The 14,524-nt window shown below is 65.7% G+C and carries 12 protein-coding genes and 1 pseudogene; 6 read left to right on the forward strand and 7 right to left on the reverse strand.

Annotated features, from left to right (window positions below):
* Positions 1–46 precede the first annotated feature (46 nt).
* From ACXAD2_RS18135 to ACXAD2_RS18150, 4 genes are all read left to right on the forward strand, one after another.
* Positions 47–577: a CoxG family protein gene (locus ACXAD2_RS18135; protein ID WP_164179671.1), complete on the forward strand. Its 531-nt coding sequence runs from the start codon at positions 47–49 to the stop codon at positions 575–577.
* A gap of 58 nt (positions 578–635) precedes the next feature.
* The gene (locus ACXAD2_RS18140; RefSeq protein WP_475172613.1) at positions 636–1,121 is read left to right on the forward strand and encodes a (2Fe-2S)-binding protein; all 486 of its coding nucleotides are present in this window, start codon (positions 636–638) and stop codon (positions 1,119–1,121) included.
* Between the two features lie 229 nt (positions 1,122–1,350).
* Entirely contained in the window at positions 1,351–3,711 is a 2,361-nt protein-coding gene (locus ACXAD2_RS18145) for a xanthine dehydrogenase family protein molybdopterin-binding subunit (RefSeq protein WP_475172618.1), read from the forward strand.
* Positions 3,712–3,831: 120 nt separating this feature from the next.
* Positions 3,832–4,617, forward strand: coding sequence for an FAD binding domain-containing protein (locus ACXAD2_RS18150; RefSeq protein ID WP_475172621.1), 786 nt, complete (start codon positions 3,832–3,834; stop codon positions 4,615–4,617).
* A gap of 64 nt (positions 4,618–4,681) precedes the next feature.
* On the opposite strand, the gene ACXAD2_RS18155 is transcribed toward ACXAD2_RS18150, so the two are convergent.
* The 3 genes from ACXAD2_RS18155 to ACXAD2_RS18165 all read right to left on the reverse strand — a co-directional run bounded on the left by ACXAD2_RS18155 (position 4,682) and on the right by ACXAD2_RS18165 (position 8,282).
* Positions 4,682–6,127 carry a cobyric acid synthase gene (locus ACXAD2_RS18155; protein WP_475172623.1) on the reverse strand — a complete coding sequence of 482 codons (1,446 nt, stop codon included), beginning with the start codon at positions 6,125–6,127 and terminating at the stop codon, positions 4,682–4,684.
* A 176-nt stretch (positions 6,128–6,303) separates the two neighbouring features.
* Positions 6,304–6,921: a DUF6198 family protein gene (locus ACXAD2_RS18160; protein WP_475172628.1), complete on the reverse strand. Its 618-nt coding sequence runs from the start codon at positions 6,919–6,921 to the stop codon at positions 6,304–6,306.
* Positions 6,922–7,064: 143 nt separating this feature from the next.
* Complete coding sequence (locus tag ACXAD2_RS18165) at positions 7,065–8,282, reverse strand: NADP-dependent isocitrate dehydrogenase (protein ID WP_475172631.1); 1,218 nt, start codon at positions 8,280–8,282, stop codon at positions 7,065–7,067.
* A gap of 162 nt (positions 8,283–8,444) precedes the next feature.
* On the opposite strand from ACXAD2_RS18165, the gene ACXAD2_RS18170 reads away from it, so the two are divergent.
* Both ACXAD2_RS18170 and ACXAD2_RS18175 read left to right on the forward strand, forming a co-directional pair.
* On the forward strand, positions 8,445–8,777 hold the full coding sequence (locus tag ACXAD2_RS18170) for a hypothetical protein (RefSeq protein WP_475172634.1): 333 nt from the start codon (positions 8,445–8,447) through the stop codon (positions 8,775–8,777).
* The gene (locus tag ACXAD2_RS18175) at positions 8,774–10,369 is read left to right on the forward strand and encodes a methyl-accepting chemotaxis protein (RefSeq protein ID WP_475172637.1); all 1,596 of its coding nucleotides are present in this window, start codon (positions 8,774–8,776) and stop codon (positions 10,367–10,369) included. The genes ACXAD2_RS18170 and ACXAD2_RS18175 overlap by 4 nt, the downstream gene beginning before the upstream one ends.
* On the opposite strand, the gene ACXAD2_RS18180 is transcribed toward ACXAD2_RS18175, so the two are convergent.
* The 4 genes and pseudogenes from ACXAD2_RS18180 to ACXAD2_RS18195 form a co-directional block, all read right to left on the reverse strand.
* The gene (locus ACXAD2_RS18180) at positions 10,338–11,573 is read right to left on the reverse strand and encodes a multidrug effflux MFS transporter (RefSeq protein ID WP_475172640.1); all 1,236 of its coding nucleotides are present in this window, start codon (positions 11,571–11,573) and stop codon (positions 10,338–10,340) included. The two genes, ACXAD2_RS18175 and ACXAD2_RS18180, sit on opposite strands and share 32 nt — an antisense overlap.
* Before the next feature lie 163 nt (positions 11,574–11,736).
* On the reverse strand, positions 11,737–12,369 hold the full coding sequence (locus ACXAD2_RS18185; RefSeq protein ID WP_224900581.1) for a DsbA family oxidoreductase: 633 nt from the start codon (positions 12,367–12,369) through the stop codon (positions 11,737–11,739).
* 203 nt (positions 12,370–12,572) lie between these two features.
* Complete coding sequence (gene mmsB / locus ACXAD2_RS18190) at positions 12,573–13,445, reverse strand: 3-hydroxyisobutyrate dehydrogenase (protein ID WP_475172643.1); 873 nt, start codon at positions 13,443–13,445, stop codon at positions 12,573–12,575.
* Positions 13,446–13,482: 37 nt separating this feature from the next.
* Positions 13,483–14,515 (reverse strand): annotated as a pseudogene (locus ACXAD2_RS18195) (enoyl-CoA hydratase/isomerase family protein).
* Positions 14,516–14,524 lie beyond the last annotated feature (9 nt).

Below are 14,524 nucleotides of genomic sequence, written 5' to 3' on the forward strand. Positions count from 1 at the left end.
GATCATGGCCTGATAGGCTGGGCGCACTCGAAGAAGGATTTGAGCCATGGAGATGAGCGATTCCCGCGTGATCAAGGCCCCGCGAGAGGTGGTCTGGGCGGCGATCCTGAGCCCCGAGGTGCTGAAGGCCTGCGTGCCGGGCTGCACCGAACTGACCGGCACGCCCGAAGAGGGATATCAGGCCACCGTGGTGCAAAAGGTCGGCCCGGTGAAGGCGACCTTCAAGGGCACGGTGACCCTGTCCAACATGAACGAGCCCGAAAGCCTGACGCTCTCGGGCGAGGGCAAAGGCGGCGCGGCGGGCTTTGCCAAGGGCGGCGCCGATGTCAGCTTCAAAGAGGTCGAAGAGGGCACCGAGCTGACCTATGCGGTGGACGCCAAGGTTGGCGGCAAGCTTGCGCAGCTCGGCAGCCGGATCATCGACGGTTTCGCCAAGAAGATGGCCGACCAGTTCTTCACCAACCTGCAGGACGCGGTCGAAGGCCCGGCAGACGCCGAGGCAGCACCCGAGGCCGAAGGCGAAGCCGCCGAAGAGGGTAAGAAAAAAGGCTGGTTCAAGCGGATGGTCTCGGGCTGATCCCCGTGCCAGAGTAACACCAAGCCAAAACCGAACAGTCATCCCAGGGAGGGAACGTATGACCAAGGTAACGATGACGGTGAACGGCAAATCGATCAGCAAGGAGGTCCGGGGCAATATGCTCATGACCGAGTTTCTGCGCGACGAGCTGCATCTGACGGGCACCCATGTGGGCTGCGACACCTCGCAATGCGGCGCCTGCACGATCCACGTCAACGGCGAGAACGTGAAGGGCTGCACCATCTTCGCCGCCGAATGCGACGGCGCCGAGGTCGGCACGATCGAAGGGCAGGCCAATGCCGACGGCTCGCTCAACGTGATCCAGCAGGCGTTTCAGGACCACCACGGCCTGCAGTGCGGTTTTTGCACACCGGGCATGGTGATGGCCGCCGCCTCGCTGCTGCAGGAGAACCCCAAACCCTCCGAGGCCGAGATCCGGCATTATCTCGAGGGCAATATCTGCCGCTGCACCGGCTATCATAACATCGTCAAGGCGATCATGGCCGCCAGCGGTCAGGACGTGAGCAGCATCGCGGCGGAGTAATGCGGGCCAAATGAGAGCGGCGGGACGTTTGGAGGCGTTCGGCCGTGCGTATTTGCAGAACAATGAAAGGCGCTGAGCGGCGCTTTTGACGGACCGGAGGCGGAGGGGAGACCGCCATCGGTGACGGGAGGACCGGCGGGAGCAAAGCGCGCCGGGTGGAGAGTTCGAGGCGGGGCGGGCGCGACAGACAGCCCAGGCAGACCCGCCGGCATATCAGGGAGGAGACCCCATGCCGAAGGATCATGGAATCGGCGCGGCGCAGAAGCGGCGCGAGGACGTGCGCTTTCTGACCGGCGCCGGTCAGTACACCGACGACATCAACACCTATGGGCAGGCCTACTGCCATTTCCTGCGCTCGGATGTGGCGCATGGCAAGATCACCTCAATCGACACCAGCGCCGCCGAGGCGATGCCGGGCGTGGTGCGCATCTTCACCGGCAAGGATTTCGAAGGCATCGGCGGGCTGCCCTGCGGCTGGCAGGTCACCGACAAGCACGGCGAGCCGATGAAGGAACCGGCGCATCCGGTGCTGGCGCAGGGCAAGGTGCGCCACGTGGGCGATCCGATCTGCGCGGTGATTGCCGACACGCTCGATCAGGCGCGCGATGCCGCCGAGGCCATCGAGGTGGAGATCGAAGATCTTCCGGCGGTGGTCGACATGAAGGCGGCGCTGGAGAGCGGTTCGGCCTTGGTGCACGACGATTTGGCGGACAACCTGTGCTATGACTGGCAGTTCGGCTCGGATCAGGAGGCGGTGGACAAGGCCTTTGCGAAGGCCGCCCATGTCACCACGCTGGAGCTGGTCAACAACCGGCTGGTCGCCAATCCGATGGAGCCGCGCGTGGCGCTTGGCGAGTACAACCGCGCCAATGACGAAAGCACGCTCTACACCACCTCGCAGAACCCGCATGTGATCCGCCTGCTGATGGGGGCCTTTGTGCTGGGCATTCCCGAGCACAAGCTGCGCGTGGTCGCGCCCGACGTGGGCGGCGGCTTTGGCACGAAGATTTTCCACTACGCCGAAGAAGCCTTCGTCACCTTCGCCTCGCGGCAGATCAACCGGCCCGTCAAATGGACCTCGACCCGCTCCGAGGCCTTCATGTCCGACGCCCATGGCCGCGACCATGTGACCAAGATCGAACTGGCGCTCGATGCGGACAATAACTTCATCGGGCTGCGCACCGACACGCTGGCCAATATGGGGGCGTATCTGTCGACCTTCTCCAGCTCGGTGCCCACATGGCTGCACGGCACGCTGATGGCCGGCAACTACAAGACCCCGGCCATTCAGGTGAACGTCAAGGCGGTCTTTACCAACACCGTGCCGGTCGACGCCTACCGCGGCGCGGGCCGCCCCGAGGCGACCTTCCAGCTTGAGCGGCTGGTGGACAAGGCGGCGCGGGAGCTGGGCGTGGACCCGATCAAGCTGCGCCGTCAGAACTTCATCGAGAGCTTCCCCTATGCGACCCCGGTGGCGGTGGAATATGACACCGGCGACTATGTGGCGACCATGGACAAGCTCGAAGCGATGATCGACATTCCCGGCTTTGCCGCCCGCCGCGCCGAGAGCGAGGCGAAGGGCAAGCTGCGCGGCCTTGGGGTCAATTGCTACATCGAGGCCTGCGGCATCGCGCCGTCGAACCTTGTCGGGCAGCTTGGCGCGCGGGCGGGGCTCTACGATGCGGCGACCGTGCGGGTGAATGCCACCGGCTCGATCTCGGTGATGGTCGGCGCGCACAGCCACGGGCAGGGGCATGAGACCGCCTTTCCGCAGGTGGTGGCCGACATGCTGGGCATCGACGAGAGCATGATCGACATCGTCCACGGCGACACCTCGAAAATCCCCTTCGGCATGGGCACCTATGGCTCGCGCTCCTTGGCGGTCTGCGGCTCGGCCATGGTCCGCGCCACCGAGAAGATCATCAATAAGGCCAAGAAGATCGCGGCCCATCTGATGGAGGCTTCGGAGGGCGACATCGAACTGAAGGACGGGCAGTTCACCGTGGCGGGCACCGACAAATCCGTGGCTTGGGGCGATGTGACCCTCGCCGCCTATGTGCCGCACAACTACCCACTCACCGAGATCGAGCCGGGGCTGGAAGAGACTGCCTTCTATGATCCGGCCAATTTCACTTATCCCGCGGGGGCCTACGCCTGCGAAGTGGAGGTTGATCCCGAGACCGGCAAGGTGACAATCGAACGCTTTGCCGCCGCCGATGATTTCGGCAATGTGGTGAACCCGATGATCGTCGAGGGGCAGGTGCATGGCGGTCTGGCGCAGGGCATCGGGCAGGCGCTGCTGGAAAGCTGCGTGTATGATGCCGACGGCCAGCTGCTCTCGGCCAGCTACATGGATTACGCCATGCCGCGCGCCGGGGATGTGCCGTTCTACATGGTCGACCACAGCTGCGCCACGCCCTGCACCCACAACCCGCTTGGGGTGAAGGGCTGCGGCGAGGCCGGGGCCATCGGCTCGCCGCCCGCGGTGGTCAACGCGGTGCTCGATGCGCTCAACCATGCGGGACATGACGTGGCGCATATCGACATGCCCGTTTCGCCGCATCGTGTGTGGCAGGCGATGCAGGGCTAGGGGATTTCAGCGCTATTTCCCGGCGCAGGTGCTTGCATCTCGCGCCGGGGGACGTGAGTATTTGGCGAAAGATGAAAGGGATAGCGGCAGGGCCCGTACCCTTTTCGCAGGAGGATGACGATGTACAGCTTCGACGTTGTGAAACCCGGCACGCTGGATGATGCGCTGGCCGCGCTTGGCGAGGATGAGGCGCAGGCGCTGGGGGGCGGACAGACGCTGATCCCCTCGCTTAAGCAGCGGCTTGCCATGCCCTCGGTGCTGGTGAGCCTTACGGGGATCGAAGAGATCAAGGGCGTGTCGAGCGAGGGCGGCGTGCTGACGGTCGGCGGCGGCGCCAGCCATGCCAGCGTGGCGCGTGAGGCGGCCTCGAGCTACCCGGCGCTGGCGGCGCTGGCGGGCAATATCGGCGATCCGGCGGTGCGCAACCGCGGCACCGCGGGCGGCAGCCTTGCCAACAATGATCCGGCGGCCTGCTACCCGGCGGCGGCGCTGGCCTCGGGCGCGACGATCGTGACCAACGCGCGCGAGATCGCGGCGAACGAGTATTTTCAGGGCATGTTCACCACGGCGCTCGACGAAGGCGAGATCATCACCGCGGTGAAATTCCCAATCCCGGAGAAAGCCGCCTACATCAAGTTCGAACAGCCCGCCTCGCGCTTTGCGCTGGTGGGGGTCTTCGTGGCGAAATTCGCGGACGGTGCGCGCGTCGCGGTGACCGGCGCGTCGGAAGAGGGCGTGTTCCGCTGGACCGAGGCCGAAGACGCGCTGTCGGGCGATTTCTCGGCGGCGGCGCTGGACGGGCTGTCGGTGCCTGCGGAGGGGCTGATGACCGACCTGCATGGCTCGGCGGCCTACCGCGCGCATCTCATCGGCGTGCTGACCAAACGGGCCGTCGCGCAGGCGTAACCCTTTGCTGTGCTGCAGATTGGCGCCCTCCGGGAGACCGGGGGGCGTTTTCTATTGCCGCGGGCTAGCGCGCGAGGGCCAGCAGGCCCGGCACGTCCAGATGCTGCTCCATATGATCGGCCAGCGCATCGAGCACGATGTCGACCTTGGCCTCATAGCGCAGATCGCTGCGGGCCACGCCCAGCCCGTCGAGCCAGCGCGCGCGGAAGGCATCATCGGCAAACAGCCCGTGCAGATAGCTGCCGGTGATGCGCCCGCCCAATGAGATCGCCCCATCGGGCGCGCCGTCGATCATCGCGAAGGGTCGGGCGCAATCGGGGCCGTCGGTCTGGCCGATGTGGATCTCATAGCCATCGAGCGGCAGGCCGCTGGCGGCATGGGTGGCGCGCACGCGGGTCAGGCGTTTGTCGGCGGTCATCACCGTATCCACGTCCAGCAGGCCAAGCCCCGCGTCCGTGCCAGCGGCGCCCTCGATGCCCTCGGGGTCCGAGATGCTTCGGCCCAGCATCTGGTAGCCGCCGCAGATGCCGAGCACATGGCCGCCGCGGCGCACATGCGCGGCAAGATCCACGTCCCAGCCCTGCGCGCGCAGAAAGGCCAGATCGCCGCGGGTGGATTTGCTACCGGGCAGGATCACCAGATCGGTGTCGCCGGGGATCGCCTCGCCGGGGGCCAGCATCGACAGCGAAACGCCCGGCTCCTGCGCCAGCGGGTCGAGATCGTCGAAATTGGCGATGCGTGAAAGCGCGAGGCAGACCACCCTGAGCCCCTCATCCCGGGAGCGGCGCGGCAGGTCGAGCGCATCCTCGGCGGGCAGAAGATGCGCGTCGCGGAACCACGGCAGCACGCCGAAGCCGCGCCAGCCGGTGTGCTCGGCGATCATCTGGTAGCCATCGTCAAAAAGCGTAGGATCGCCCCGGAACTTATTGATCAGGAAGCCTTTCACCATTTCGGCATCACCCGCATCCATGACCGCCTGCGTGCCGACGATCTGCGCGATGACGCCGCCGCGGTCGATGTCTCCGGCCAGCACCACGGGCACATTCGCGGCCCGGGCAAAGCCCATATTGGCGATGTCGCGCGGGCGCAGGTTCACTTCGGCGGGGCTGCCCGCGCCTTCGACCAGCACCAGATCATGCGCCGCGCGGAGCCGCGCGAAGCTCTCCAGCACGGCCTCCATCAGCCGCGGGCGCAGCCCGGCGTAATCGCGCGCCTGCGTGGTGGCGATGCGCTTGCCCTGCAGCACCACCTGCGCGCCGATGTCACTTTCTGGCTTCAGCAGCACCGGGTTCATGTCGGTGATCGGCTCGAGCCCGCAGGCACGGGCCTGCAGCGCCTGCGCCCGGCCGATCTCGCCGCCATCCGCCGTCACCGCCGCGTTGTTCGACATGTTCTGCGGCTTGAAGGGCGCGACGCTGTATCCCCGGCGCCGCGCGGCCCGGCAGAGCCCCGCCACCAGCATGGATTTGCCGACGTTCGAGCCGGTGCCCTGCAGCATCAGCGCGGGCATGCGCAGCCTCCGGCGGGGGCGAGATCGCGGGCGGCGCGCTGCGGGGCAGGCGGCGGGCCGGCGTATTTGCGGAACAATGAAAGGGCGGGCATTGCGAGGCTCTCAGGGGTGCTCTTTGGGGTGCTCTTTGGTCCCCTGAGTGCCATTGCGCGCGCGCGGAGGCCAGCCGGAAACGCTCAGGAGCGGGCGATGTAGCGGTCGCGGCGGTGGTTGATCGAGATCAGCGCGTTGAGAATGATTGCGCCTAAGAGTGACCAGAGCACCTGCATCGGCTCGAACAGCAGCGCCGCCAGCGCGAAGACCAGCAGGTCAAAGCCCAATTGCACCCATCCCGCCTTGATCCCGCGGGTGTCCTGCAGCCAAAGCGCCACGATGCCAACACCGCCCAGTGTCGCACCATGGCGGAAAAGCGACAGCAGGCCGATGCCTGCGCAGACCCCAAAGAGCGCGGCGGCCAGCGGCGGCGAGACCTCGATATCCATGGCCAGCGGCAGCAGGTCCACCATGCTCGACATCAGCGCCACCGAGATGAAGCTCTTGATGGTGAAGCGCCAGCCCAGCTGTTTCACTGCGAGGATGTAAAAGGGCGCATTGAGCAGGAAGAAGAGCAGGCCGAAGCGCAGCCCCGTAGGCTCGCCCAGCACGAGCGCGAGACCGGCGATCTGACCGGTGAAGAGACCCGAGGCGCGCAGGAACTGGATCCCCAGCGCAACCAGTGTGGTGCCGACGAGAATGCCGTGGACGTCTTCCCACAGCGTATGACGATCAGGAGGGGGGCTTTCGAGGAGGAGCATGGGGCAGGAATGCTGACCTTTATCGGCAAGGTCAAGGGGTGTTCGCTGCAGCGCGGCGTCAGCCCGCGGGGGACGCACAGAAATGAGGCAGCAAAGCAAACGGCCGGCCCCTTGGGACCGGCCGTGTTTTCAGGGGCTTGGCGTCAGGCCGCGCCGAGCGCCTTGTTGAGGTTCTCGTCCACCTTCTCGAGGAATCCCATGGTGGTGAGCCACTTCTGGTCCGGCCCGACCAGCAGCGCGAGGTCTTTGGTCATCCAGCCCAATTCCACCGTCTGCACCACCACCTTCTCGAGCGTCTCGGCAAAACTCATGAGCTGCGCGTTGGCGTCGAGCTTGGCGCGGTGCTTGAGACCGCCGGTCCATGCGAAGATCGAGGCGATGGAGTTGGTCGAGGTCGCCTGACCCGCCTGATGCTGGCGGTAGTGGCGGGTGACCGTGCCGTGTGCGGCCTCCGCCTCGACGATCTTGCCATCGGGGGTCATCAGCTGCGAAGTCATCAGGCCGAGCGAGCCGAAGCCCTGCGCCACGGTGTCCGACTGCACGTCGCCATCGTAGTTCTTGCAGGCCCAGACGAAACCGCCGTTCCACTTCATGGCGCAGGCCACCATGTCGTCGATCAGCCGGTGTTCGTACCAGATTTTCTTCTTCTTGAACTCGGCTTCGAACTCTTCCTCAAAGACCTTCTGGAACAGGTCCTTGAAGCGCCCGTCATAGGCCTTGAGGATGGTGTTCTTGGTCGACAGATATACCGGCCAGCCCATCATCAGCCCGTAGTTGAACGAGGCGCGGGCGAAGTCGATGATCGAGCTGTCGAGGTTGTACATCGCCTGATAGACGCCGGCAGAAGGCGCCTGATAGACCTCTTTCTCGATCACCGTGCCGTCTTCGCCGACGAATTTCATCGTCAGCGTGCCAGCGCCGGGGAAGTGGAAATCGGTGGCTTTGTACTGATCGCCGAAGGCGTGGCGGCCAATGACGATCGGCCGGGTCCAGCCGGGCACCAGACGCGGCACGTTGCGGCAGATGATCGGCTGGCGGAAGACCACGCCGCCAAGGATGTTGCGGATCGTGCCGTTGGGCGAGCGCCACATCTTCTTGAGGCCGAATTCCTCGACCCGTGCCTCATCGGGTGTGATCGTGGCGCATTTCACCGCGACACCGATCTCTTTGGTCTTTTCGGCCGCGTCGATGGTGATCTGGTCCTCGGTGCGGTCACGCTCTTCGATCCCGAGGTCGTAATAGAGCAGATCGACGTCCAGATAGGGCAGGATCAGTTTCTTCTTGATGAAGTCCCAGATGATCCGGGTCATCTCGTCCCCGTCCATTTCGACGATGGGGTTCTCGACCTTGATCTTCGACATGGGTGTCCCTTTCGATGGCTGAGTTGGCTGAGTGGCATGTAGCGCGTTTCCCCGCGGGAGGGAAGGATGGTATGCATTCGTATACCGTAACGTCGTCATTTTTCCATGATGAGCCCGGCGGAATTAGCGAAATGGAAAACCTTCGCCACTTATGCAGGCGTCATGGATCAGAAGATTGAGGATTTCATGACCGTGCTGCTTTTGGGATTTGTTCTAAGCGTCTCCCTCGCGGCAGGCGGCGTGGCGCTGGTTGGCGGCTCTTCGGCGAATGGCGCTGCGCCGGGCCCCGTGCTGGTCATCGCGCCGCCCTGGGGACCGGGGGCCGCGGCTCTGATCCACGGCGCTGGCGGGCGGATGGTCGGCCCGGTAAGCGCACCGTTTGGGGCCTTGGCGAGTTTCGACGGCGCGGTCCCGGTGGACGGGTTGCGCGCGCTCGGCGCATGGGGTGTGCGCGATGCATCGGCGCTGGCGGCCTACTGCGGGGCAAAGCCATGAGTAGGGCAGCGAATTTCCTCGGCCTACGCGCCCTGCAGGCGCGCGTGCAGGCGATGTCGGCGCAGACGCTGCTTCTGCTGCTGGGCGTCATGCTGCTGCCGGTGCATATGGTCACCGACCTCTACCTCGGGCGTCCCGGCATGACCGGCACGCTGATCTCGGTCACGCTCTTGCTGGTCGCCGGTGCCGCAACGCGTCTGCGCAGCCGGTTGACCGACTATGTGCTCGCCGCCGTGGTCATCGCCGAAGTCGTCGAACTCACGGCGGCTTATCGCCTGCACCCGTGGCAGCTTGATACCCATATGTTGTATTTCGTCATGCTGGCCGGGATCTCGATCCTCGGACGGGTGAGCGTGCTGATGTTCGGCTGCGCGCTCGTCGCGGTTCAGCACCTCGCGTTGGTGTTCATCATGCCGGCGCTGGTCTTTCCCTCGACCGATCTGGTGGAAAATCTGATGCGCGTGCTTCTGCATGGCGGCATCGTCCTGATGGAGGGGATGATCCTCACCATGGCGATCATGCAGCGCAACGCCGCACAGCGCCATCTTGCGGAAAGCGCCGAACGGCTCGCCGACGAAAGTCACCGCGCGGCTGAGGCCAAGCAGCGCGCCGAGCAGGCGGCACGGCAGACCGAGGACATGGCCGCACAATTCTCGCGGCATCTGCACGACCTTGCCGAGCGCAACCTCGACTGCGCGGTCGAGACGCCAATGGACGGCGCCTTCGAAGATCTCCGCCGCGATTTCAACCGAGCGCTGAGCCAGTTGCAGGGGGCGTTGGGCAGCTCGCGCCGCACCGCCGATGGCGTCGACGAAGAGGCCGCGGCGCTGGAGCAGGTGACCGGCGATCTCTCGACCCGCAGCGAGCGGCAAGCGCAGGAACTTAGCGGCGCGGCAAGCGGCATGGCCGAAGTGACATCGGCCTTGCGCGGCACCGCGCAGCGCGCCGGGGAGCTTGCCGATCAGGCCCGGCTCGCGCGCACCAGCGCCGAAGAAGGCGGCACGGTCACCCATCGCGCCATGGAGGCGATGCAACTGATCGAAGAAAGCTCGTCAGAGGTCGGCAAGATCATCGACCTGATCGACGATATTTCCTTTCAGACCAACCTTCTGGCGCTCAATGCCGGGGTTGAGGCCGCCCGCGCCGGTGAAAGTGGCAAGGGCTTTGCGGTGGTCGCCTCTGAGGTGCGGCAACTTGCACAGCGCACCTCCGAAGCCGCCGCCGGGGTAAAAAAGCTGATCCTCGACAGCGAGGATCAGGTCTCCGAAGGCGCCAAGCTGGTCAATGAGGCGGGGGGCAGGCTCTCCAGCATCGTCGACGCGGTGAGCACCGTCAGCAATATGATCGCTGAGATACGCGACGATGCGCGCGGCCAATCCGAACGGCTTTCCACGCTCTCCGATGCCGTCTCCCGCCTCGACAGCCAAACTCAGGAGAGCGCGGCGCTGAGCGAGGAAATGGCCGCGATGGGCCTCCGGCTACGCGGCCACGCGCGCGATCTCACGCAAGAGATGGCGATCTTCCGGCTGGGCAACAGCCGAACGGGATCGGGGGTTGCCGTTACCCCGCCGCCTCGAGCTTCTTCAGCTTGAGCATCAGAAGCGTTGCGACGATCACCTCGGCAAAAACACCACAGGCGAGCGGCAGCGGCGTACCGTCAAACATCAGCCCGACCGGCACCGCCATCAGCACCGCCAGCACGGTGGAAATCGCACCAATCAGCGAAGAGGCCATCCCGGCGATATGCCCCACCGGCTCCATGGCGATGGCGTTCACATTGCCCATGGTCATCCCCATCTGAAAGAACACGGTGATCTGCCACAGGTAGAAGACGGCAAAGCCTGCGGTTCCGGAAAGCCCGCTGGCAAACGCCACGATCGCGACGCCGGAAAAGAGGATCTGCGCAGCAAGCACCGCGGTCACGATCCGACGCATGCCAAGTCGGCCCACGAGCCGCGCATTCACAAAGCTCGCCGAGGCAGCAAAGACCGCCGCAGCCCCGAACCAGATCGGGAAATAGGTCCCTTGATCGAAGCTCACGTCATAGATCTGCTGCACCGACGAGATCATCGAGAACATCGTGGCCTGACACAGCGCCTGCACGCCGATCGAGACGCGAACAACCGGATGCGCCAAAAGCTCCTTTACCGCCGCCCAAAGCGGACCCGCGCGGAACGGGCGCCGACGCTCGCGCGGCAGGGTTTCCGGCAGGCGGATGCTCAGCCAGATCGCGATCACCGAGGCAAACCCGACGAAGGCCAGAAACACGCCGCGCCAGCCCGAAAGCCCGATGATCAGCGTGCCGATGCTCGGTGCCAGTGCCGGGAACAGGGTGAAGACCATCATCACAAAGGACATGATCTGCGCCATGCCGCGCCCGGCATAGACGTCGCGTACGATGGCCAGCGCCACCACCCGCGGCCCGGCAGCGCCGAGCCCCTGCAGCATACGCGCGGCCAGCACCCATTCGAGCGTTTCGGCATTCGCCGCCAGCAGAGCGGCGCAGATGTAGACGGCGATCCCGCCAAGGATCACCGGCTTGCGCCCAAAGGTGTCCGACAGCGGCCCGGTGAACAGCGTGCCAACACCCATCCCGAGCACGAAACTGGTGACCACCAGTTGCGCGCGGTTGATGTCATCCGGCGTCAGCTCCTGCCCGATTTGCGGCAGCGCGGGCAGCATGGCGTCGATGGAAAACGCGATCGTCGCGAACATCGACGCCAGCAGCGCGATCAGTTCGAAACGGCTCGGGCCCTTGGACGCGGCGGCCGCATCCGGGGTTTGGGAGGAAGTCATGGTCATTTCGGCCTCGGCGGAAAAACCCCGCGGGCACGATGAACGCAGGGGGAGGGGCAGGGTAGGGAGATGCCGCAGGGCTATCTCGAAACGTCACGTAACGAAAGGCCGCCGAGGCTCCATTGGCGCACAGAGCGCTCACGCCTCACGCACAGACGCCCCCTTAGGCTTGCGCCTTGACCTCTTCGATCACCCGCTCCCAAAGCTCGGTCGCCTGCGCGCCCGGCACCGCGTGCTGCCCGGCCACCACAAAGGTCGGCACCGCCTGCACGCCCATGCCGCGCGCCGCCTGGTCCATCTCGGCGATCTCTTTGCGATCTGCCTCCGAGTCCAGCAGCCGCAGCACCACGGCGGCATCCATGCCGCAGCTGTCAGCGATATCGCCCAGCACTTCGGCATCCCCGATGTTTCGGCCATCGACGAAATAGGCACGGAAGAGCGAGGACACCACGGCGGTCTGCACGCCTTCGATCCCGGCCCAATGGATCAGCCGATGCGCATCCAGCGTCGACGGCGTGGTGGCGATCTTGTCGAGGTTGATCTCCAGCCCGGCCTCCGCGGCTCTCTCGGCCACCGGCAGATAAGCCTCGACCGCGCCCTCCTTGCCGCCGAATTTACCCTCGAGGTACGCGCGGCGGTCCATGCCGCCCGCGGGCATCTCGGGATTGAGCATGAAGGGGCGCCAGCGGATGGTGAACGGGTGGTCGTGATGCGCCGCAAGCGCACGGTCCAGAAGGCCTTTACCGATGTAGCACCAAGGGCAGATCGGGTCGGAGAAAATATCAAGCGTGGTCATCGGTCATCCATCCTTTGCGGCCTCTTAACAGCCGCGCGGGCGATTGGCGAGGCACAGCGGCGCTCTAACCGCCTATTTCGGAAAATTCCGAAACGCCCAGATCTGCGGCACAGGCAAGCGCTCCCCCGGCTTCTTCTCTTTCAAAATACGCCGGGGGTGAGGCCGAAGGCCGAGGGGGCAGCGCCCCCTCATGCCGCAAAAGATCAGCCGCGCCCACGCCCTTCGAACCGCGGCAACATGGCGGAAAAATCCCGGCCCCGACCGTCTTCCTCTTCGACGAAGCTACGGTAGAGTTCCAGCGCCCGCGCGCCCATCGGCGTGTCGGCATCCGCCGCCTCGGCGGCCTGCTGCGACAACCCCAGATCTTTGAGCATCAACTCAGCCGCGAAGCCGGGCTTATAGTCATTGTCGGCGGGCGACTGCGGCCCGACGCCGGGCGCCGGGCAATAGGCGTTCATCGACCAGCTGTAGCCCGAAGAGGTGGAAACCACATCGAACATCGCCTCGCGCGACAGCCCCAGCTTGTCGGCCAGCGCGAAGGCCTCGCAGGTGGCGATCATGGTGACGCCAAGGATCATATTGTTGCAGATCTTCGCCGCCTGCCCATTGCCCGATGGCCCGCAGTGCACCGCTTTCTGCCCCATGATGTCAAAGAGCGGCCCCGCGATGGCAAAAGCCTCTGCGCTGCCGCCGACCATGAAGGTGAGCGTGCCGCCCGCAGCGCCGCCGATGCCGCCCGACACCGGCGCATCCAGCGCGCCCAGACTTGCGGCCTGCGCCGCCTCGGCCACCGCCCGCGCGCTTTCCACGTCGACGGTGGAGCAATCGAGCAGCACCGCGCCCGGCGTCATCGCCGGGATGATCTCTTCGGCCACGCTGCGCAGAATGGCGCCATTGGGCAGCATAGTGATCACCACCTCCGCGCCCGTGGCGGCCTCGGCTGCGCCGGAGGCCTGCGAAGCGCCCTCGACGCGCACGCCCGCCACGTCGAACCCGGTGACCTCATGGCCCGCAGCGATAAGGTTGGCCGCCATTGGCCCGCCCATATTGCCAAGCCCGATAAATCCGATCTTCATCTCTCTCCTCCCCCTTAACCTTGCTGCATTCGCCCCGTCAGAGCACCAGTTCCTGCGCCCCCAGCGGAGCGAGCAGCGCGGCGACACGCTCTGGCGGCACCGCGTCCAGCGCCATGCCCCAATGCGGGTTGCGGTCCTTGTCGATCAGCTGCGCGCGCACCCCTTCGAGGAAATCGCCCTCCTGCATGATGCGGTAGGCGACGCGGAATTCCTGCGCCAGCGCGGCGTCGATATCGCTTGGCGCCGGACCGAGCCGGGCGAGCATCTCCAGCGTGGTCGCCATCGACAGCGGCGAATTGCGGCGGATCTGCTTGAGCGCGGCCGCGGCCCAATCGGCGCTCTCGGCCTCTAGGCTCTCGGCAATTTTCGGCAGGCTACCGGGTGCATAGGCGGCGTCGATCTCTGCCTGCGCCGCGGCCATGGGGCTCTCCGGGGCAGGGCGCGCCACCTCTTCCAGCGCCGAGGCCTCTCCGCTGTCGATCAGGCGCTCTTTGAGCAACACCCAGTCTTCCTCGGGCACGAAGTGATCGGCAAATCCCGCGTGCAGCGCATCGCCGGGCCCCATGCGCGCGGCGGTCAGCGCCAGATGCGCGCCGAGCCGCCCCGGTGCGCGGGCCAGAAGGTCAGGATCCGCCGACGTCGGGCACAAAACCGATGCCGCATTCGGGCATCGCCACCTGCGCGCTCTCGCCGACGATCCGATGCGAACAATGCCCGCCAAGACCAACGCCGCCGCCCATGATGAAGCCATGCATGAAGGCGACGATGGGCTTGGGGTAGGCGGCGAGCTTGGCGTTCATCCGGTACTCATCCGCCCAGAACCGGCGGCCGAAATCCACGTCGCCCTTCAGGCCGCGGCGGTACATCTCGGCGATATCGCCCCCGGCGCAGAAGGCCCGCTCGCCCTCGGCATCGAGGATGATCAGCGCCACCTCGGGATCGTCCGCCCAAGCGTCCAGCGCCTTTTCGATGGCAAGGCACATTTCCCAACTGAGCGCGTTTAGCGCCTTCGGGCGGGTGAGGGTGATATGGCCGGCACGGCCGCTCTTGCGGGTCTCGACCTCTGTCATCGGGTTTTC

This window comes from Salipiger sp. ABN3_019 (assembly GCF_056158605.1).